The 19,457-nt window shown below is 70.7% G+C and carries 22 protein-coding genes; 17 read left to right on the top strand and 5 right to left on the bottom strand.

The annotated features are described in order from the left end of the window. Positions 1 to 27: 27 nt before the first annotated feature. The 7 genes from LGR69_RS01510 (at position 28) to LGR69_RS01480 (ending at position 6,289) form a co-directional block, all read left to right on the top strand. A complete protein-coding gene (locus LGR69_RS01510; RefSeq protein ID WP_043380886.1) occupies positions 28 to 1,446 on the top strand; it encodes a multicopper oxidase family protein in 1,419 nt (472 codons plus the stop codon). 163 nt (positions 1,447 to 1,609) lie between these two features. Further along, entirely contained in the window at positions 1,610 to 1,900 is a 291-nt protein-coding gene (locus LGR69_RS01505; protein WP_007563975.1) for a copper-binding protein, read from the top strand. Between the two features lie 75 nt (positions 1,901 to 1,975). After that, positions 1,976 to 2,686: a copper-binding protein gene (locus LGR69_RS01500; RefSeq protein WP_007563973.1), complete on the top strand. Its 711-nt coding sequence runs from the start codon at positions 1,976 to 1,978 to the stop codon at positions 2,684 to 2,686. Beyond that, positions 2,686 to 3,396, top strand: coding sequence for a transglycosylase SLT domain-containing protein (locus LGR69_RS01495; RefSeq protein ID WP_007563971.1), 711 nt, complete (start codon positions 2,686 to 2,688; stop codon positions 3,394 to 3,396). Before LGR69_RS01500 ends, LGR69_RS01495 begins: the two co-directional genes overlap by 1 nt. A 121-nt stretch (positions 3,397 to 3,517) precedes the next feature. Continuing rightward, a complete protein-coding gene (locus tag LGR69_RS01490) occupies positions 3,518 to 4,315 on the top strand; it encodes a GNAT family N-acetyltransferase (protein WP_007563967.1) in 798 nt (265 codons plus the stop codon). A 66-nt stretch (positions 4,316 to 4,381) separates the two neighbouring features. Next, on the top strand, positions 4,382 to 5,686 hold the full coding sequence (locus LGR69_RS01485) for an ABC transporter ATP-binding protein (protein WP_007563965.1): 1,305 nt from the start codon (positions 4,382 to 4,384) through the stop codon (positions 5,684 to 5,686). A gap of 201 nt (positions 5,687 to 5,887) precedes the next feature. Continuing rightward, positions 5,888 to 6,289 carry a MerR family DNA-binding transcriptional regulator gene (locus tag LGR69_RS01480; protein ID WP_328505086.1) on the top strand — a complete coding sequence of 134 codons (402 nt, stop codon included), beginning with the start codon at positions 5,888 to 5,890 and terminating at the stop codon, positions 6,287 to 6,289. Between the two features lie 129 nt (positions 6,290 to 6,418). Here LGR69_RS01480 and LGR69_RS01475 read toward each other — a convergent pair whose 3' ends face one another. Together LGR69_RS01475 and LGR69_RS01470 are read right to left on the bottom strand one after the other, a co-directional pair. Next, positions 6,419 to 6,643: a GDCCVxC domain-containing (seleno)protein gene (locus tag LGR69_RS01475; RefSeq protein ID WP_007563961.1), complete on the bottom strand. Its 225-nt coding sequence runs from the start codon at positions 6,641 to 6,643 to the stop codon at positions 6,419 to 6,421. Further along, the gene (locus LGR69_RS01470; RefSeq protein WP_007563959.1) at positions 6,643 to 7,065 is read right to left on the bottom strand and encodes a hypothetical protein; all 423 of its coding nucleotides are present in this window, start codon (positions 7,063 to 7,065) and stop codon (positions 6,643 to 6,645) included. Before LGR69_RS01470 ends, LGR69_RS01475 begins: the two co-directional genes overlap by 1 nt. 69 nt (positions 7,066 to 7,134) lie before the next feature. Here LGR69_RS01470 and LGR69_RS01465 point away from each other — a divergent pair, with 69 nt between their 5' ends. Beyond that, the gene (locus LGR69_RS01465; RefSeq protein WP_007563956.1) at positions 7,135 to 7,560 is read left to right on the top strand and encodes a MerR family transcriptional regulator; all 426 of its coding nucleotides are present in this window, start codon (positions 7,135 to 7,137) and stop codon (positions 7,558 to 7,560) included. A gap of 145 nt (positions 7,561 to 7,705) precedes the next feature. Here the strand turns inward: LGR69_RS01465 and LGR69_RS01460 are convergent, their stop codons facing one another. Beyond that, positions 7,706 to 8,251: a MerR family transcriptional regulator gene (locus tag LGR69_RS01460; protein WP_007563954.1), complete on the bottom strand. Its 546-nt coding sequence runs from the start codon at positions 8,249 to 8,251 to the stop codon at positions 7,706 to 7,708. A gap of 67 nt (positions 8,252 to 8,318) precedes the next feature. Between LGR69_RS01460 and LGR69_RS01455 the strand changes: the two genes are divergently transcribed. The 6 genes from LGR69_RS01455 (at position 8,319) to LGR69_RS01430 (ending at position 13,255) form a co-directional block, all read left to right on the top strand. Continuing rightward, on the top strand, positions 8,319 to 9,074 hold the full coding sequence (locus LGR69_RS01455) for a cation transporter (protein ID WP_043380901.1): 756 nt from the start codon (positions 8,319 to 8,321) through the stop codon (positions 9,072 to 9,074). A gap of 47 nt (positions 9,075 to 9,121) precedes the next feature. Further along, positions 9,122 to 10,108, top strand: a complete 987-nt coding sequence (locus tag LGR69_RS01450) for a cation diffusion facilitator family transporter (protein ID WP_007563951.1) — start codon at positions 9,122 to 9,124, stop codon at positions 10,106 to 10,108. A gap of 7 nt (positions 10,109 to 10,115) precedes the next feature. Continuing rightward, a complete protein-coding gene (locus tag LGR69_RS01445; protein ID WP_007563950.1) occupies positions 10,116 to 10,802 on the top strand; it encodes a ZIP family metal transporter in 687 nt (228 codons plus the stop codon). A gap of 12 nt (positions 10,803 to 10,814) precedes the next feature. Further along, on the top strand, positions 10,815 to 11,561 hold the full coding sequence (locus tag LGR69_RS01440; RefSeq protein WP_007563949.1) for a response regulator transcription factor: 747 nt from the start codon (positions 10,815 to 10,817) through the stop codon (positions 11,559 to 11,561). Next, entirely contained in the window at positions 11,558 to 12,892 is a 1,335-nt protein-coding gene (locus tag LGR69_RS01435) for an ATP-binding protein (protein ID WP_007563947.1), read from the top strand. The genes LGR69_RS01440 and LGR69_RS01435 overlap by 4 nt, the downstream gene beginning before the upstream one ends. Positions 12,893 to 12,991: 99 nt before the next feature. After that, positions 12,992 to 13,255: a hypothetical protein gene (locus LGR69_RS01430; protein ID WP_007563945.1), complete on the top strand. Its 264-nt coding sequence runs from the start codon at positions 12,992 to 12,994 to the stop codon at positions 13,253 to 13,255. A gap of 213 nt (positions 13,256 to 13,468) precedes the next feature. Here the strand turns inward: LGR69_RS01430 and LGR69_RS01425 are convergent, their stop codons facing one another. Further along, a complete protein-coding gene (locus LGR69_RS01425) occupies positions 13,469 to 13,708 on the bottom strand; it encodes a hypothetical protein (RefSeq protein WP_007563942.1) in 240 nt (79 codons plus the stop codon). A gap of 172 nt (positions 13,709 to 13,880) precedes the next feature. After that, positions 13,881 to 14,117 carry a hypothetical protein gene (locus tag LGR69_RS01420; protein ID WP_007563940.1) on the bottom strand — a complete coding sequence of 79 codons (237 nt, stop codon included), beginning with the start codon at positions 14,115 to 14,117 and terminating at the stop codon, positions 13,881 to 13,883. Positions 14,118 to 14,347: 230 nt separating this feature from the next. On the opposite strand from LGR69_RS01420, the gene LGR69_RS01415 reads away from it, so the two are divergent. The 3 genes from LGR69_RS01415 (at position 14,348) to LGR69_RS01405 (ending at position 19,452) form a co-directional block, all read left to right on the top strand. Then, the gene (locus LGR69_RS01415) at positions 14,348 to 14,719 is read left to right on the top strand and encodes a hypothetical protein (RefSeq protein ID WP_039902985.1); all 372 of its coding nucleotides are present in this window, start codon (positions 14,348 to 14,350) and stop codon (positions 14,717 to 14,719) included. Positions 14,720 to 14,839: 120 nt separating this feature from the next. After that, positions 14,840 to 16,192 (top strand): efflux RND transporter periplasmic adaptor subunit, encoded by a 1,353-nt coding sequence (locus tag LGR69_RS01410; RefSeq protein ID WP_007563937.1) that lies wholly within the window; start codon positions 14,840 to 14,842, stop codon positions 16,190 to 16,192. Positions 16,193 to 16,203: 11 nt separating this feature from the next. Beyond that, positions 16,204 to 19,452, top strand: a complete 3,249-nt coding sequence (locus tag LGR69_RS01405; RefSeq protein ID WP_007563935.1) for an efflux RND transporter permease subunit — start codon at positions 16,204 to 16,206, stop codon at positions 19,450 to 19,452. Positions 19,453 to 19,457: the final 5 nt, after the last annotated feature.

Raw genomic sequence — 19,457 nt, 5'->3', positions numbered from 1 at the left:
GCCGCCCATGACATTCGGAGGGAAACCATGACCGACATCTCGCGCAGAGGGATCCTGGGAGCGGGCGGCCTCGTGCTCGCCGGCACGTCGATGATCAGCGGGCGCGTCCAGGCCGCGGGCCTGCCCGAGGCCCCGATCATGGACAAGGCGACCATGCAGCCGCCGCTCTATCCGACGAGCGGGCCGGACTACCAGCCGGTGGTGACGCTCAACGGCTGGACGCTGCCGTGGCGCATGCGCGGCGACTGGAAGGAGTTCCACCTCATCGCCGAGCCGGTCGTGCGCGAGATGGCGCCCGGCATGGACGCGCGGCTCTGGGGCTACAACGGCCAGTCGCCGGGACCGACCATCGAGGCGGTCGAGGGCGACAAGGTCCGCATCTTCGTCACCAACCGCCTGCCGGAGGCGACCGCCGTGCACTGGCACGGGCAGACGCTGCCCAACGGCATGGACGGGGTCGCCGGCCTGACCCAACCCGGCATCCCGCCGGGCAAGACGTTCGTCTACGAGTTCATCCTCCGGCGCTCCGGCACCTTCATGTACCACCCGCACTCGGACGAGATGGTCCAGATGGCGATGGGCATGATGGGCTTCTTCGTCGTGCATCCGCGCGACCCCGCCGAGCGGCGGGTCGACCGCGACTTCGTCTGGCTGCTGAACGCCTACGACATCGAGGCCGGGTCCTATGTGCCCAAGGTCAACACGATGCTCAACATGAACATGTGGTGCTTCAACAGCCGGGTGTGGCCGGGCATCGATCCGATGGTCGCGCGCCAGGGCGACAAGGTCCGGATGCGCTTCGGCAACCTGACCATGACCAACCACCCGATCCACGTCCACGGCGTCGACTTCAAGGTCACCGGCACGGACGGCGGCTGGATCAACGAAAACTATCAGTTGCCGGAGGTGTCGGTCGACGTCGCGGTCGGGCAGATGCGGGCCATCGAGTTCAACGCCGACAACCCGGGCGACTGGGCGATCCACTGCCACAAGTCGCACCACACCATGAACGCCATGGGCCACAACGTGCGGACCTACATCGGCGTGAACCTGAAGAGCACGGCCAAGCAGATCCAGAAGATCGCCCCAGGTTACATGCCGATGGGTTCGACGGGCGGTGGCATGATGTCCGAGATGGAGATGCCGCTGCCCGAGAACACGCTGCCCATGATGACCGGCGCGGGCCCGTTCGGGTCGGTCGAGATGGGCGGGATGTTCACGGTCCTGAAGGTCCGTCCGGGACTGGCGGCCGGCGATTACCGCGACCCCGGTTGGTACAGGCATCCGGAAGGCACCCTCGCATACGAGTGGACCGGCGAGCCGATGCCGGAGCCGGCCCGCGCCCCGGACACCCCGAAGGCCCGGCGCGCCCGGCAGACCGACCTGCGGGTCGTCGATCCGCGGACGCGCCGCACGGCCTCGAACGCGGGCGGCCACGAGCACTAGGCGGACGCCCACAACGCGCCAGACGGCCTGCCGGAATCGCCACGAGCGAGGCAGGCGAACCCGTTCGGAACGGGAGCGATCCCGTCCGAAGTCCGCCGCGCCGGTCGCCGATCCCCTCAACGGCGCCGGCGTGGCGGTTCAATCGACCTGAGGAGAAGAAACCATGAGAAGCAAGTTCCCGCTCGCCGTCCTTTCGGCGGCCTTCCTGGCGATCGCGGCGCCTGCATGGGCGCAGTCCGTGAAGGGGACGGTGACGAAGGTAGACCCGGCCGCGGGCAAGGTCACGCTCGACCACGCGGCGATCCCGAAGCTCGACATGGATGCGATGACGATGGCGTACCCCGTCAAGGATCCCGCGATGCTCAAGGATCTGAAGGCCGGCGACAAGGTCGATTTCGACGTCGCGGAGGCCGGCGGCGCGTACACCGTCACGAAGATCCAGAAGACGAAGTAGCGCCCTGGAGGGAAGCCCCGTGCGGCTTCCGCCCGGTCCCGCGCGAGGGCTTCGGAGCCCTGAGATGGAGCAACCATGCGACGCCTGATCCTGTCCACCGCGCTCGCGGCCGCGCTCGTCGGCCCGATCCCGCAGCACGCCGGCGCGCAGCCCGCCAAGGGCGCGCCCGCAGCCCTGGAGCGGGCGCGCGAAACGATGTCGAACCGTTTCCGGGACACGAAGCTGACCGGCGACCCGGACCGGGACTTCGCGGAGCTGCTGATCGCCAGCTACGAGGAGACGTTGTTCCTGGCCAAGACGCAGCTCGACTACGGCGGAGACCGGCAGCTGCGCGAGCTCGCGCAGAAGATCCAGGACGAGCAGCAGGCCAAGATCGACGCCCTGAAGCAGTGGCAGGTCCGCAGCCGCGAGGCCGGCTACCGGCCGCAGCCGAACCAGACGCCGTCGGGCGAGGGACCGTTGGACCGTCGAGCGAAGGGCGACCCGGCCCAGGGTCAGCCGGAAACGCCCCCCGCGGAGAAGGCGGCCCCGCAGCCGGCTCCGCAGGCGACGCCGTCGAACGCCCCGCTCGTCGCCGGAACCGTCAAGAAGGTCGACGACGCCGCGGGCAAGGTGACCCTCGACCACGAGACCATCCCGAACATCGGGATGGACGCGATGACGATGGCCTACAAGGTCCAGGACCCGGCCATGCTCAAGGGCCTGAGGCCCGGCGAGCGGGTGCGGTTCTCGGCCGACCGCGTGAACGGTTCGATCGCCGTCACCCGCATCCAGAAAGCCAAGTAGTGGGATACGGCCGGAACGTCCCACGCCCGGCGGCACCTCGCGCCCTGGGCGTCCTCCTCGGCCTCGCCGCCGTTGCCGGCGCCGGGGCGGCCGCGGCGGAGGGCACCACGGGACCATCCGCGACGGCCACGGCCCCCGGGAACGCCAAGGCCCGCGGTCGCACCGCCTATGGCGAACTCCTCATGCGGGAGGCGACGGCACGCGGGGTCCCGCCCGCGCTCGCCGAGGCGGTCGCGTTCGTCGAGAGCGGCTACGACGCCGGGGCGGTCGGAACGGTCGGCGAACTCGGGTTGATGCAGGTCCGGCCGGCCACGGCGGCGATGCTCGGTCATCGCGGGCCGGCCGCGGAACTTCTCGACCCTGCCACGAACATCCGCTTCGGCGTCGCCTACCTCGCACGGGCCTGGAGCCTCGCGGGCGGCGATGTCTGCCGTGCCCTGGCCAAGTATCGTGCCGGCCACGGCGAGGAGCGCATGACGCCGCACTCCGTCGATTACTGCCGGCGCGCCCACGACCGGCTGGCCGCCATGGGGTCGCCGCTCGCGGCGGTCGCGGCGACGGCCGGTCCCGGCATCCCGCGGACATCCGCATCGAAAACCCGCGCGGCGCCGACGGCCGTCATGTTCCTCGCGAACCGGTTCTGGGCCGCGCACGTCGCGCGCGTCCGGGCCGTCGAGATCCGGACCGCCCGGATCATGGAGGGCGGCTGATGCGGCCCGAATGGGCGGCGCTCCCGCCGCTCCCCTGGGTGCGCCGGAAGGCGCCGGTCACCCGTGCGCGTCGACGCATGGCCGCCCTGGTGCGCCGGCGGCGAATGGAGGGAGGCTCGGCATGACGTTCAAGCCTTACCCGCACGCGCGCGGCGACGGCTCCCTCGGCGATGGCTTGGCGATGCTGCGCGCCAGGGTGGCCCGGCGCATCGCCCTGGGCCCCTACTCCAGGCGGGTCTCGATAGGTTTTGGGCGGAACCTGTCGGTCGCCATCGAACCGCCGGTCGCCAAAATCCCGGTGCGATTGCGCGACTTCCGGCCGGACGACCTCGCGGCCCTCTTCCCCTCCGGCGGCGACGAGGCGGCGAAACGCGAACGCGATGACGTCGAGTGGCGATTGCGTGCCGCCGCGCACGGCGTCCTGCCGAGCCGCTGCTACGTGCTCGAAGAGGTCAGGTCGGGCCGCCCGTGCCACGTCCAGTGGCTCACCGACCCGGGTTACGGCGACGCGGTCCGTCGGTCCGGGGCCCTGCCGGTTCTGGCAGCCGACGAGGCCATGCTGGAGAACGCCTTCACGCCGAAGGGCTTCCGCGGCCTGGGCGTCATGGCCGCCGCCGTGTACCTGATCGCCGAACGCGCCCGGTCACTGGGCAAGGGACACTTGGTGGCCTTCGTCGACGCCGACAACGCCGCCTCCCTCAAGGCGGTCGAACGGGCGGGCTTCAGACCCTGTTCGATCCGCACGAGACGCCAGTTCGCCTTCGGGACGTTCCGAACCGTCCGATTCGAACCGCGGGCGGGGGCCGTGGGTCGCGGCGCGCGCGCCACGCCGCGGGACGAGGGCTACGGCGCTCACCCAGGGGACGGCATCCAGTCGGAGGTGGACGCACGAGAGGCGGAGCCGCCGGATGCCGACTGAGCCCATCAATCACGCCGGGCCGCGAAGCGCGCCCTCCCCTCCCGGACATTCGGACCGATCCGCCCCGTGACGGCAATCGAAGCCATCCACGCACTCGCCCACAGGCTCACGGGCCTCGACTACCCACACGGCCACTGGTGGATCGTCGCCGATGCCCTCCTCGTCTTCGTCGTGGCGCCTGTGTGGACCGCGTGGCTCGTCGGCCGCGCCGCGCTGCGCCGCCGTCGGCGGACGGCGGATGCTGTCGCCGCGGCGGGAGCCACCGATGCCCTGCGGGACGCCCCGTCCCGTGGCCGTCGGCATCGCGGCTTCGCGCTCCGGCCGGGACGGCGCCTGGAGGCATACGTCCTGGGTGCCACGGCGGGCATCCAGGTCCGCTTGGTCTTCCTGTCTCTCGCCACGCTGCCGGCCGCATGGCTGACCCTTGAGATACCCAAGCACATCGTCAACCACACGCTCGACGACGCGCGGGGCGACGGGCATCCCGGCATGACGTTCCTGGGACTCCCCCTCGGCCGCACGGAACTCCTGTTCGCCCTGTGCGCCGGCTACCTCGCCGTCCTCACCGTGAACGGCCTCCTGAAGTACGCGGCGAACCGGGTCCGCGGACGCGTCAACGAGCGGGTCGTGCGACGCCTGCGCCTGGCCGTCCTGCGGCGCGTGCGGACGGAGCGCTCGGTCGAACGCCGCACGACGCTCTCCGCCGTGGCGGTCCAGGAAGTCGAGCCCATCGGCTACTTCGGCGGCAGCCTCGTCGCGGTCCCCATCGTGCAGGGGGGCGTGCTGGTCACGAGCGTCGCCTTCCTCCTGCTCCAGGACGTCGCCCTTGCCTTCGCCGCGCTGATCATGCTGCCGGTGCAGCTTACGGTCCTGCCGCGCCTCCAAAGGCGTCTGAACGCGAAGGTCCGGCAGCGCGTCCTCGCCACGCGGACGCTGGGCGCCCTCGTCACCACGCCCGAGGTCGCCGGGCGTCCGGGCCTCGCCCCTTCCGCGGCGGAGCGCGATGCATCCGCCTCGTCGTTGCGGCGCCACATGGCGCACGTCGAGGAGCTTGAGCGGCTCCGCGTCGCCATCAACGACATGAAGGGCGGCATCAAGAGCCTGTACAATTACACGTCCAACCTCACGCCGTTCTTCTTCTTCCTGATCGGCGGCTATCTCGTCGTGCAAGGCCGCCTCACGCTCGGCGCCCTGGTGGCGGCGCTCGCGGCCTACAAGGAGATCGCGCCCGCCCTCAGGGAGCTGTTCGATTTCGCCCAGGATTGGTCGGACGCGGCGGCGCGCTTCGCCGAGGTCACGCGGGCCGTCGACCTTCCGGCTGCCGTTCAGCCAGGCATCACGAGGTCGGTTTCGGCACGGGAGGCGGCCTAGCCGACGGGCGCCCAACCTGTGCCGTTCCCCGACCGCGGCCTCCCCCCGCTCCGCCTCCCGGGGCCCGCACCATACGAGGTCCTGGCGCGGCCGCCCCCGGTAGCGAAGGCGACCGCGGCCCTCGGGGCTCCACCGTCGGTGCTTCCGGCCACGGCGACGTCGCGTGCCCTAAGGCCGTCCGGCGCGGCTCGGCCGGCGGCGATGCGAGCACGCTCCGGATCACGCCGGCGTTCGAGCCGAGCGAAGCGGTCGCGGGGCCGGGTCGGTCGCGGCGTCCAGACTCATCCGGGTGCGCCGACGTGCCTCGACGGAACTAGGAGTGGGGCGATGAGGATCGGGGAGGTGGCACGCGCCTGCGGGATCTCGCCCAAGATGATCCGCTACTACGTGCGGACGGGCCTGATCCCGACACCGACCCGGTCGGTGTCGGGCCTTCGGGTTTACGCCGAGGACGAGGTGCGCAGGCTGCGGTTCGTGCACGCGCGGCATCCGTCGATAGTCGCGCCGCCGCTGGCTGCCATGGGGCGCGCGTGCGCCACGTTCACAATCCTACGATTCTGGGCAGGTTTCTGGCTGCTGCGCCGGCAGTGTTTTTGTCCTTAGCGCGCCAGACTGGGACGCTTTGCATCAGGCGACCCGCACGGCGTTCGGATGGGTTTGCGCAAGCCGACCTCGGTTTTGGCGCAGCGCCGCTCACCGGGTGGGCGTGATGGAGCTAAACAGTATGGCTGCTCAGCCCTTGCAGCAGCTCGCCGGTTCATTTCGTTCCTGAGCTTCCTGGATCGGCGGGCACGGGACATCGCCGTACGAGCAGAATACACAGCAATCGCCCTTCTTCGGGCGGAGCAGAGTGCCGCAGCCAGGGCATTCGTAGAAGAACTGGCAGGCGTCGGTCGGCATCGTTTCCGAAGCCCGGTGCCCACAATGCGGACAGGTCAGGATCGAGATCAGCTTCATCAGGCTGTCCGTAGCATCTTGATCAGGGCGGGCTCAAAGTAGCTCCCGGCCGCAGCGGCGGCGATGAACAGCGTGGCGAGGCTGAGAAGCACCAGGGGGGCGGATGACCGACGCGGAGCTGGGCATGATCCATCCGGCCCGCAAGCAGCCCGTCGCCGCCGCGCGTAGAAGAACCAGCCGGCGATGACCGCCAGGACGCTGACGAGCATCAGCGGCGTGCGAAGAGAGGCGAGCACGCCGAGGACCGTGAAGACCCCAGCACCGATCCCGAGGCCGCCCAAGACTATGGGCAGCACGCAGCACGACGAGGCCGCCAGGGCACCGAGCCCCGTGATGGCGCCGAGCGCAGCGATGCTGCCAACGCTGACCGCGGCCGGTTCGTGGACGGGTCGTTCGGCAGGCGGTGTCTGATCGAGGGTCATGTCTCGTATCCATCGTGATCCTCGGCTACCCTGCATCCTGTAGCCACTACAGGATCAAGGGCGATCTTCATGGGTACGGCTAAGGGGGCGCGAAGCGGGGCCCTGACCATCGGTCAATTGTCGCTGCGGACCGGCGTCAACATCGAGAACATCCGGTACTTCGAGAAGGTCGGCCTACTCCCTTCGCCCCCGCGCACCGAGGGTGGCCATCGGTCCTACGGCGTCGAGCACGAGCGCACCCTGGCCTTCATCCGTCGCGGACGCGAACTTGGCTTCACGCCGAACGAGGTTCGGGCGCTGCTCGAACTGCGTCGGCCTGGTAAGGCAACCTGCCGCGAGGGACAGGGGATCGCGAGGCACCACCTTGACCGGGTGCGTGCGAAGATCGCGGACCTGTCAAGGCTCGAACGTCTCCTGGCCGAAACCATCGAGCAGTGCCCCGGTGGGGCGGCTCCTGGATGCCCGGTGCTCGATATGATCGACCCCGCCGAGTGAGCTTCGGAGCACCCATCCGACGCCTGCATCCTCGGTAGACCCAGAGGCCCCCACCGTCGGTCCGCTCCGGCCGCGAACCAGAGCGGTTACAGGAAGCGGTCCTGGCATTCGGTTGCTTCAAACCTCGAATGTTCGGAAGTCCCAATCACGGCTGAGCCCGGCCCTCCCGAAATATCATGTCGTCTTCCTGATCGAATGTCGACGACGATGCGCTCCGGGGCCGGGCTCCCTGCTTCGCTTCCGGCCTTGTGGGACGCCGGCTCCGGGTAGCGCGGTGGCCCTCATCCTCGCAGCAGGCATGGTCCGAGAGGACCTCGATGACACGGCACTCGCCGACCCGGCCTTGGCCGCACGCGTCGGTCATGCGGGCGAGCTCGCCCTTCAGGGCCATGAGCCGCTCGATGCGGCGCTCGACCTCGGCCATGTGACGCCGGGCGATCTTGTCGACCTCGGCGCAGGAGCGGTCGGGCTGGGCGGCCAGCGCCAGTAACTCACGGATGGCGTCCACCTCGAAGCCGAGCTCGCGCGCGTGGCGGATGAAGGCCAGGCGCTCGATGTCAGCCCGCCCATAGCGGCGGCGGCCGCCTTCCGTCCGCGGCGGCGGCGGCATCAAGTCGGCCGTCTCGTAGTAGCGGATGGTCGTGGCGAGCACGCCGGTACGCCGCGACAGCTCGCCTATCGACAGCTCCATTTTTCCGCTTGCTCCTCTAGTCGCTGGAGGAAGTAGGCAGTCGTCCACGACTTGGAAAGGAGGCGTCATGGCCAAGGAGTGCTGCGGCTCGACCGTTGGCTGTCAGGCATCGAGGGCGGAACGTGCGCATCCGGCGGCGCCGCCGCAGCTCGTCGCGGGGGGCGATTGCGGCACGGGGGATGCCTGCGGCTGCTCTGGGGGCGTGCCCGTCTTCGACGGGGTCGACCCGCGCTACAAGCGCGTGCTGTGGACGGTCATCGCCGTCAACGGCGCCATGTTCCTGACCGAGATGGCCGCCGGGCACCTTGCCGGCTCGCAGGCGCTCCAGGCCGACGCCCTCGACTTCCTGGGCGACACGGTCACCTACGGCCTGAGCCTCGCGGTCATCGGAGCGTCCCTCAGGGCTCGGGCCACGGCGGCGCTCGCCAAGGGGCTGTCCCTCAGCGTGATGGCAGTCTGGGTCTTTGGCTCGACTGCCTACCACGTCCTGGTGCTCGGGGTGCCCAAGGCCGAGGTCATGGGCGTCATCGGGCTGATGGCCCTGGCAGCCAACCTCGGCTCGGTACTGCTGCTGCGCCCCTACAAGGACGGCGACGCCAACGTGCGCTCGGTCTGGCTGTGCTCGCGCAACGACGCCATCGGCAACGTCGTGGTGATGGTGGCTGCGCTCGGTGTCTGGGGTTCCGCGTCGGCCTGGCCCGACCTCGCCGTCGCGGCGGTGATGGCCGGCATCTTCCTGACCTCGTCGGTGCAGATCCTGCGGCAGGCCTGGGCGGAGTATCGCGAAGGCGCCGTCACGACGCGAACCGCGGCGTCCGGATAAGGCGCGCACCGATCCGCGTACAGACCAAGACGGATACAGGGACGACCATGACATCACACGACGCACGCGCAGGACATGATCACGGATCGCATGACCACGACGGCGAGGCGGGTCACGACCATGCCGGGCATTCCCATGGGCCAGGGCACAGCCATGCCCCCGCAAGCTTCGGGACGGCATTCGCCATCGGCATCGCGCTCAACGTCGGCTTCGTGGCCGTCGAGGCGACCTACGGGGTCCTGGCGAACTCGGTGGCCCTGCTCGCCGATGCCGGCCACAACCTCTCGGACGTGCTCGGCCTCATCGTGGCCTGGATCGCGACGGTGCTGGCCAGGCGGGCCCCGAGCGCGCGGTTTACCTATGGGATGAAGGCCTCGTCGATCCTGGCGGCCCTTTTCAACGCCGTGTTCCTGCTGGTCGCCGTCGGCGCCATCGCGTGGGAGGCGATCCAGAGGTTCGGTGAGCCCGTCCCGGTCGCAGGCAAGACCGTGATGGTCGTGGCCGCAATCGGCATCCTGGTGAACGGCATCACCGCGTGGCTGTTCGCCTCCGGGGCCAAGGGCGACATCAACATCCGCGGGGCGTTCCTGCACATGGCGGCCGACGCCGCCGTCTCGGCCGGGGTGGTCATCGCCGGCCTCGTCATCCTCTACACCGGATGGACGTGGCTCGATCCGGTGGTGAGCCTCGCCATCGTGGCCGTCATCGTCTGGAGCACGTGGGGGCTCCTGCGAGACAGTCTTACGCTGTCCCTCGCCGCCGTCCCGCCGGGCATCGACCCGGTCGCCGTACGCCGCCACCTCGAAGGGCTGCCCGGCGTCGCGGCCCTGCACGACCTGCACATCTGGGCGATGAGCACCACGGACACCTGCCTCACGGCGCACCTCCTCATGCCCGGCGGCCGTCCCGACGACGCCTTCCTGATGGCGGCGGCCACCGGCATCAGGGAGCGGTTCGGCATCGGCCACACGACCCTCCAGGTGGAGACGAGCGAGGCCACCGCCTGCGCCCTGGCTCCGGACCACGTGGTCTGAGCGCGGCATGCAAGCCTGGTCCTATACCCTGATCCCCGCCGCGGCCGCCGTCGTCGGCGCGGCGGTGGCGGTCAACCTGCGGCCGGGCCCCGTCCTGGTCAGCGCCATCCAGCACTTCGCCGCGGGCGTCGTCTTCGCGGCGGCCGCGGGCGAGATCCTGCCCGACGTCAAGCATGCCGGATCGCCCTGGGCCATGCTGGTCGGGGGCGCGCTCGGCGTCGCCGCGATGCTCCTCGTCCGTATCCTGGAGAAGCGGGTGAAGGGGCCGGCCGGGCTGATGTCGGTCACCGGCATCGACATCCTGGTGGACGGCCTCGTCCTCGGCATCGCCTTCGCGGCCGGGGCGAAGGCCGGCATCCTGCTCACCGTCGCGCTGACCATCGAGGTGCTGTTCCTGGGACTAACCGTGGCGAACGAACTCGGCGAGGGCGGCGCGTCGAAGGGCAAGGTGGTCGGCCTGACGGCCGCCCTCGTGCTGCTGCTCCCGCTCGGAGCCCTGCTCGGCGGGCCCGTCGGCTCGCTGCCCGCCGCCGTCCAGGCCGGCTTCCTCTCCTTCGGCCTGATCGCCTTGCTGTACCTCGTGACCGAGGAACTCCTCATCGAGGCGCACGAGACCGAGGACCGCCCCTGGGTGACGGCGATGTTCTTCGCGGGCTTCCTGCTGCTGCTCCTGCTCGACGGGATGATCGGCTAGGCTGTATCCGGAATGCTTGCCGCGGGCGAAACCAGGTCCCTCCCGGACGAGGCCCACATCCTGCTCGTCGAGGACGACGACGGCATGCGCGTGCTCGTCGGCCGCATCCTGCGGGAGAGCGGCTTCCGGGTCACGGGCTGCCGCGGCGGCGCCGAGATGTGGTCGCTCCTGCCCGACACGCCGGTTGACCTCGTCCTCCTCGACGTCATGCTGCCGGGCGCGTCCGGGTTCGACCTGCTCAGGGCCCTGCGGGCGAAGGGCACCGTCCCGGTCATCATGCTGAGCGCCCGCAACGAGGAGGCGGACCGGGTGCTCGGCCTGGAACTGGGCGCCGACGACTACGTCGCCAAGCCGTTCGGGCGCCCAGAACTCCTCGCCCGGATCCGGGCGGTGCTCCGCCGGTCGGCGCTCGCGCCGGTGCCGAGCGCGGCGTCGCGGCCGGAATCCCTCGCCTTCGCCGGCTGGCGGCTCGACCTGCGCAGCCGCGCCCTGACCGATCCCGAAGGCGCCGCCGTCGACCTGTCGGGCGCCGAGCACGACCTGCTGCTGGTGTTCCTGGAACACCCGGGCCGGGTGCTCGGCCGCGAGCAGATCCTGGAGATGGGCCGCGGGCGCCTCTCCGCGCCGTCGGACCGCAGCGTCGACACCCTGGTCAGCCGGCTGCGGCGCAAGCTCGAACCGCCCGCGGGGACGGCCGCCGTCATCAAGACGGTGCGGGGCACCGGCTACATGCTGGCCGCCAAGGTCGAGCGGGCATGAGGGGCGTCCTCGGCCTCGCCCGCAGCCTGGAGGGGCGCACCGTCGTCGTCCTGCTCCTGGCCGTGCTCCTCGTCCATGGCGGCGCGCTGGCGATCTACCGCCTCTCGGCGGCGGCCGCCGCCGACGAGGCCTTCGCCACCGAGGTCGCCCGCCAACTCGTCATCGCGCGCGAGGCCGTGTCGCGGCGCCCGCCGGAGGAGCGGGCTGACGAGGCCGAGGCCCTCTCGTCGAACCATTTCGAGATCGGCTGGGACGCCCCAGCGCCGGCTCGCCCCCCGGGGGCGACCGATCCCGCGCTCCGGGACCTGCGCGACCGCCTCCTCGCCCTCGAACCGGTCCTCGGGGCGGGGCTCGCCCTGAACCTGGAGGCGCCGGACGAGCCGCTCCACCGGCAGGACCTGCGCGGGATCATCCCGCTTCCGGACGGGAGCGCGCTGACCTTCCGGTCCGCGCACGCCCCGAGCCTCGTCCCCGTCGCGCCCTGGGCCTCGCTCGCCACCGCCATGGCCATCCTCGTCGGGGTGGCCGCGGTCGTCCTGATGCATCGGATCGCCGGCCCCTTGCGGGAGCTGACCCGGGCCACCGGACGGATCGGCCACGGCGCCCCCGTCCGGGTTCCCGAGATTGGTCCCGACGAGACCCGAGGGATCGGCCGTGCCCTCAACGCGATGCAGGAGCGCATCCACCGGCTGGTCGGCGAGCGGACGCAGGCGCTCGCCGCCGTGTCCCACGACCTGCGAACGCCCATCACCCGGCTCCGCCTGCGCCTCGACCACGTCGAGGACCCGGCCGGGCGCCGCGCCATGGCCTCCGACCTCGACGACATGCAGGCGATGGTCGACGCGACGCTGGCCTACCTGGGGGGCGACGCCGACCCGGAGCCGCGGCAGGTCACCAACGTCGCGAGCATTTTGATGGGGGTCGCCGACGCCTCCGCGGATGCCGGCCGGGCGGTCGCATACGGAGGACCCGGCCGGGCCCTGGCGACGGTGCGCCCAGTCGCCTTCCGGCGGGCGCTGGAGAACCTCGTGGACAACGGCGTGCGCTACGGCGCGCGGGTGCGCATCGCCCTGGCGGCCGAAGAGACAGCGCTGGTCTTGCGCATCGACGACGACGGGCCCGGCATCCCGGCATGCGACGTCGCCTGCGCCTTCGAGCCCTTCACCCGCCTGGAGGGGTCGCGCAACCGAAACACCGGCGGGACCGGACTCGGCCTGACCATCGCGCGGCGGGCCGTGGAAGCGGAGGGAGGCACGCTCATCCTGACCACGAGGCCGGAGGGCGGATTGCGGGCCGAGATCCGCGTGCCCCGGGCTGGGCGCGGCGGCTGACACACTTCGTCACGAACGCGGCGTCCCGGAGACAAACGGCTTGGCTATCTCGGACTTCGAAGCGGCCGACGCGGTCGGCGCCGAACAGGAGACCGACAGTTGAAGCGCACGCTCGCCGCCGTCCTCGCCGCCGGGATGCTGGCCGCGGCCACGGGGTCCGCCTTCGCCGTGGACAGCCACGGCAATGCCTCGAACCCCGAGCGCGCCGTCCCGAACACCGGTGGCGTGTCGGGCGGCCCGGCCCATCGCGACGACCCGCGCGTCAGCGAGGCCCGTGAGAAGCGGCCCGACGGCAAGCCGGCGCATTCGGACAACGACGGGCATGCCCACGGGCACAGCCACGACAAGCCCGGCAAGAAGTGAGCTCGCCGGGCAGGCCGCGGGGGCGGGAGGCGCGGACATGCGGATGCTGCCCCTGCTCGTCGTCTTCGCGCTCCTGGCCGCGGTGATCGGCTACGCGCTCGCCGAGCCTGCTCGGCACGTCGTTCACGATGCGCCGACCCCTCGCGCGTCGTGATGCGCCCGCACCGGCGCGAGCCGGTGCGGGCGACCTCTTCTCGACGCCAGGCGGCGACCTCAGTCGTCGAAGTCGTGATGGTGATGGTGCCGCTCGAACCGGCCCGGCCCGTAATCCTCGCGGCGCGGGTGATGGTGCCGGACCACGACGTCGTCATGGTTGCCGTGGCGGTAGACATCGACATGGTCGTGCGGCCGCCGCTCGCCGTAGCCGTAGCCGCGCTCGTAATACTGGGCCGAGGCCGCGGCCGGCGCGAGGAGGATGGCCGCCGCCATCAAGCCTGCTAGGTGCCGTCGCATCGCTGTCTCCTCCGGGGATTCCTATTGCGGCGGTTTGCGCGGCGGCCGTTGAACAGGTTCTGAGACCGTCGTTCAGGAAGCCGTCACCCCAGGTTCGCCGACGTCCTCGAAATGCGAGGGGCCGGGCCGGACGTCGCTGCCCCCGGCCCGGCCCCGTCGCGATGTCAGCCGCTCAGTGGCGGTGCTCTTCCACGACGGTCTTCTCGTGATGGTCGTCATGATGTTCGTGCACGACCGGCCGGTCGCGATGGTTCTCCTCGACGGTGGTGTGCGTATGGTCGACATCGCGGCGGTGGCCGTCGCCGTGAACCCCGACTCCGCCGGGGCCGACGTCCACGTGCTGGGCGAGCGCACCGACCGGCGCGAGGGCCAGGGCGGCCGCGGCGGCGGCGGCGAACATGATCTTCATCCAAGGATCTCCATGTTTCGCGGTCGGCCGGGAATGCGGCCCCCCGCGAAACCGTTCCCGGATTTTCCTCGCCCGGTATTCGTCTCGGCCGAGCGAGAAACGGCTTGGCCGCTTTCGCGTCGTGACCGCGGCTGACCTTGCATGGCGGCCACAAAATCTGTTCAGACCGGGTTCAAGAGGCCAGGACGATGCCTTGTCCGATCCGGGATAAATCGCGCATAAGGCCGGAGATGGGTTCAGGACGCGGGCATAGCCGCAGGTGGGCGGCACGGGGATGGTGGGCGTTCGCCGCACGCCTGCTCGCGCTCGCCCTCGCCCTGTCCCTCGTCGCGCCCGCCGCCGGCCTCGCCGCCGACGTCGCGTACCACGATGGCGGCGGCAGGCACGTCACGGAGATCGCGAGCATTGAGGCCGCGCCCGACACCGGCGCGACCGACCCCGGCATGGCCTGCCACCTCCATTGTGGCTGCCACCAGGCGGCACCCGCCGTGGCGGACTTCTCGGAGCCGGTCTTCGGGGTCGCCCGGCTGGCCTATGCGCATTTGAGCCAGACGGTTTCCTCCGTCTCGCCGGACCGCCTGCCGAGGCCCCCCCGCGCCTGAGGTGACGCCGCAGAGGCGCGTCCCGAACCCGGAGCCCGCGCTCCGGGCCACTCCTCACGCCACAGAAGCGGGACTGCCGCGTCCGTCCGAACGGCGCCCGATCCCGGCCGAGCAGGTCTCATGCGCATCCTCATCACCGCGGTCCTCGTGGCCGCCGGCATCGTCGTCGGCGCCGCCGTCCCCGCCATATCCGCGTTCGTCCGCGGCCTCCTGACATCGGCCGGGCTGCCGCCGGCCATCCTCACCTTCGCCGCCGGCCCGCCCCCTGGCGGGAAGGCGCCGAAGGACGAGGCCGACCATGCCGAAGGCGACGGCCACGACCACGGCAAGGCCGCCGCGCCGAAGGCCGAGGGAGCCCACGCTCACGGCGAGCACGAGCATTCCGAGGCGGAGGGCGAGGAAGGCCACGTCAAGATGACGGCCGAGCAGGTCGAGGGGCAGGACATCGGCGTCGCCAAGGCCGAGGGCGGGACGCTCTCGCGACACGTCCTGGTGCCCGGCACCATCACGCCCGATACCGACCGGATCGCCCGCGTCCCCGCCCGCGTCGTCGGCACGGTGTCCGAGATGCGCAAGCGCCTGGGCGACGACGTCAGGAAGGGCGAGGTGGTCGCCCTCCTCGACAGCCGGGAAGTCGCCGACGCCAAGAGCGAGTACCTCACCGCGATGGTCCAGTCCGACCTCCAGAAGATCAACTTCGAGCGCCAGCAGAAACTCTTGGCGTCGGCGGCGGCATCCCAGGCGGCGTTCGACAACGCCAAGGCCGTGTTCCAGGAGAACCAGCTGCGCGTCGACCTCGCCCGCCAGAAGCTCTCGGCGCTGGGCCTGAACGCCGCCGAGGTCGCCGCCGCGCAGAAACGCGACGAGGCGACGCCGAACGCCTCGACGCTGCGCCAGTACGAGCTGCGGGCGCCCATCGCCGGCCGCATCGTGGAGCGCAAGGTCGATGTCGGCACGGCGGTGGGCAAGGAGGGCGACCCTGCCGACGTCTACACCGTCGCCGACCTCTCGACCGTCTGGATCGAGCTCGCGGTCCCCACCTCCGACCTCGCCGAGGTCCGGGAGGGCGCGCGGGTCACCGTGAACCGCGGCGGCCGCAGCGAGCAGGGCAAGGTGGTGTTCGTCAGCCCGCTGCTGAACGCCGACACCCGGTCCGCCCGGGTCGTGGTCTCGCTGCCCAACAAGGACATGGCCTGGAGGCCCGGCACCTACGTCACCGCCGAGGTCGAGACCGCGACGGACCAAGTGCCGGTGCGGGTCGCCAAGTCGGCGCTCCAGACCGTCGAGGGCAAGCGCGTCGTCTTCGTGCGCACGGACGAGGGCTTCGAAAAGCGCGAGGTCGAGCTCGGGCGCTCCGACGACGACGGCTTCGAGGTCGTCTCGGGCCTCAAGCCCGGCGAGACCATCGCGGTGGCCAACACCTTCCTCCTCAAGGCCGAGCTCGGGAAGAGCGAAGCCGACCACGACCATTGAGGAAGCCCGACATGATCAGCCGCATCCTCGACTTCTCCGTGCACCAGCGCTGGCTGGTTCTGCTCCTGTCGCTGCTGGCCGCCGGCTTCGGCGGCTACTCGGTCACCAAGCTGCCGATAGACGCGGTGCCCGACATCACCAACAACCAGGTGCAGATCAACACGACGGCGCCGTCGCTCTCGCCCGTCGACATCGAGAAGCAGGTCACCTACCCGGTCGAGACCGCGCTCGCGGGCATCAAGGGGCTCGAATACACCCGCTCGCTCTCGCGCAACGGCTTCTCGCAGGTCACCGCGGTCTTCGCGGAGAAGCTCGACATCTACTTCGCCCGCCAGCAGGTCGCCGAGCGCCTCGCGCAGGTGAGGCGGGACCTGCCGCCCGGCACCGAGCCCAGCATGGGGCCGATCTCGACCGGGCTGGGCGAGATCTACATGTGGTCGATCCATTACGCGAAGCCCGGCGAGCGCACGGTCTCGAAGGCGGGCAAGCCCGGCTGGCAGCCCGATGGCAGCTACCTGACCCCCGAGGGCCAGCGCCTGAAGACCGAGCTGGAGCAGACCGCCTACCTGCGCACCGTCCAGGACTGGATCATCCGCCCCCTAGTCAAGACCGTGTCCGGCGTGGCCGGGGTCGACGGCATCGGCGGCTTCGAGAAGCAGTACCACGTCCAGCCCGACCCGACGCGGCTCGCGTCCCTCGACCTGTCCTTCTCGGACGTCGCCCGGGCGCTGGAGGCCAACAACGCCAACCAGGGCGCCCGCTACCTGGAGGACAACGGCGAGGGCTACGTCGTGCGCGCCGCCGGCCGCCTGGAGAGCATGGACGAGATCGGCGACGTGGTCGTCGCCACCCGGGGCGGCGTGCCGGTGCGGATCAAGGACATCGCCGAGGTCCGCATCGGGCGCGACCTGCGCACGGGCTCGGGCAGCGAGGACGGCCAGGAGGTCGTCGTCGGCACCGCCCTGATGCTGATCGGCGAGAACAGCCGCACGGTGGCTGCCGCGGTCGACGCGCGCATGGAACAGATCCGCAAGAGCCTGCCGCCCGGCGTCGAGGTCCAGACCGTCCTCGACCGGACCCGGCTCGTCGAGGCGACCGTGAAGACGGTGGTGAAGAACCTGTCCGAGGGCGCGGCTCTCGTCATCGTCATCCTGTTCCTGCTGCTCGGCAACATCCGGGCCGCCATCATCACGGCCCTGGTCATCCCGGTCGCCATGCTGATGACCATGACCGGCATGGTCGAGGCGAAGATCTCGGCCAACTTGATGAGCCTCGGCGCCCTCGATTTCGGGCTGATCGTCGACGGGGCGGTGATCATCACCGAGAACGCCCTGCGCCACCTCGCAGAGAAGCAGCAGGAGCTGGGCAGGGGGCTCGACACCGAGGAGCGCCTCCAGACGGTCCGCGCCTCAGCCGAGGAGATGATCAAGCCGTCGCTCTACGGGCAGGCGATCATCATCTTGGTCTACGTCCCGCTCCTGACCTTCACGGGGGTCGAGGGCAAGATGTTCGAGCCGATGGCGCTGACCGTGATCATCGCGCTCGTGGCGGCCTTCGTGCTGTCGCTGACCTTCGTGCCGGCGCTCATCGCCATCGTCATCACCGGCAAGGTCACGGAGAAGGACAACCTCATCATCCGGGCGCTCAAGGCCGCTTACCGCCCGGTGCTCGGCGCGGCGGTCCGGGCGCCGTTCGTCTTCGTCGGCGCGGCGCTCCTGCTGCTCGTCGGGGCGGGCATCCTGTTCACCCGCCTCGGGACCGAGTTCATCCCGCAGCTCGACGAGAAGAGCATCGCCCTCAACGCCACCCGAATCCCATCGACCTCCCTCACCCAGTCGCAGGCGATGCAGCTCAAGGTCGAGAAGGTGGTCTCGAAATTCCCGCAGGTGGCCTACGTCTTCTCGAAGACCGGCACCGCCGAGGTCGCCTCCGACCCGATGCCGCCGAACTCCTCAGACACCTTCGTCATCCTGAAACCCCAGGAGGAGTGGCCCGAGCCGAGCCTGTCCAAGGCCGAGTTGCAGGAGCAGATCGAGAAGGCGGTCGGGGCGCTCGCCGGCAACGTCTACGAGTTCTCCCAGCCGATCCAGCTGCGCTTCAACGAGCTGCTCGCCGGCACCCGGGGCGACCTCGCCGTGAAGGTGTTCGGCGACGAGTTCGAGCCGATGCTGAAGGCGGCCAACCAGGTCGCGGCGGTCCTGAAGGGCATCGACGGCGCCGAGGACGTCAAGGTCGAGCAGACGGCGGGCCTGCCGTTCCTGGAGATCAAGATCAACAAGGCCGAGGCGGCGCGCTACGGCCTGAGCACCGGGGCGATCCAGGAGGTCATCGGCGCGGCCATCGGGGGACGGGACGCCGGCGTCGTGTTCGAGGGCGACCGTCGCTTCCCCATCGTCGTGCGCCTGACCGACAAGGTCCGCGAGGACCGGGAGGCCCTGGAGAACATCCCGGTGCCGCTGCCGGCGGGCCCGAACGGCCGGGCGAGCTCGGTCCTGCTCAAGCAGGTGGCGAGCTTTTCGGTCACCGAGGGACCGAACCAGATCTCGCGCGAGAACGGCAAGCGGCGGGTCGTGGTCACGGCCAACGTGCGCGGGCGGGACATCGGCTCGCTCGTCGCGGAGGCGCAGGCGAAGGTTGGAAGCCAGGTGCAGCTGCCGCCAGGTTCCTACCTCACCTGGGGCGGGCAGTTCGAGAACCTCGCCTCGGCCAAGCGGCGGCTGATGGTGGTGGTACCGGTCTGCTTCTTCCTGATCTTCCTGTTGCTGTACTCGGCCCTGGGCTCGCCGCGGGACGCGCTGCTGGTGTTCAGCGCGGTGCCGCTTGCCCTCACCGGGGGCATCTTCGCGCTTTGGCTGCGCGGCATGCCGGTCTCGGTACCGGCGGCGGTCGGGTTCATCGCGCTCTCGGGCGTTGCGGTCCTCAACGGCCTCGTCATGCTGACCTTCATCAAGCAGCTCGTGGCGGAGGGCCGGCCGAAGCGCGAGGCCATCCTGGAGGGCGCCATGACCCGGTTGCGGCCGGTGGCGATGACGGCGCTGGTCGCCTCGCTCGGCTTCGTGCCCATGGCCATCGCCACCGAGACCGGCGCCGAGATCCAGCGGCCGCTCGCCACCGTGGTCATCGGTGGCCTGATCAGCGCCACCCTGCTGACCCTGATCGTGCTGCCGGCCCTGTACGCCCGGTTCGGCAAGGTTGTCGTCCCGAAGGTCGCGGAGCGGCCGCGGGAGCCGGGGCCACGACACCTCAAGGCGGCGGAGTAGACGAG

The sequence above is a fragment of the Methylobacterium brachiatum genome (assembly GCF_020523825.1).
Taxonomy (GTDB): Bacteria; Pseudomonadota; Alphaproteobacteria; order Rhizobiales; family Beijerinckiaceae; genus Methylobacterium; species Methylobacterium brachiatum.
This window is presented reverse-complemented; position numbering and strand designations above follow the sequence as displayed.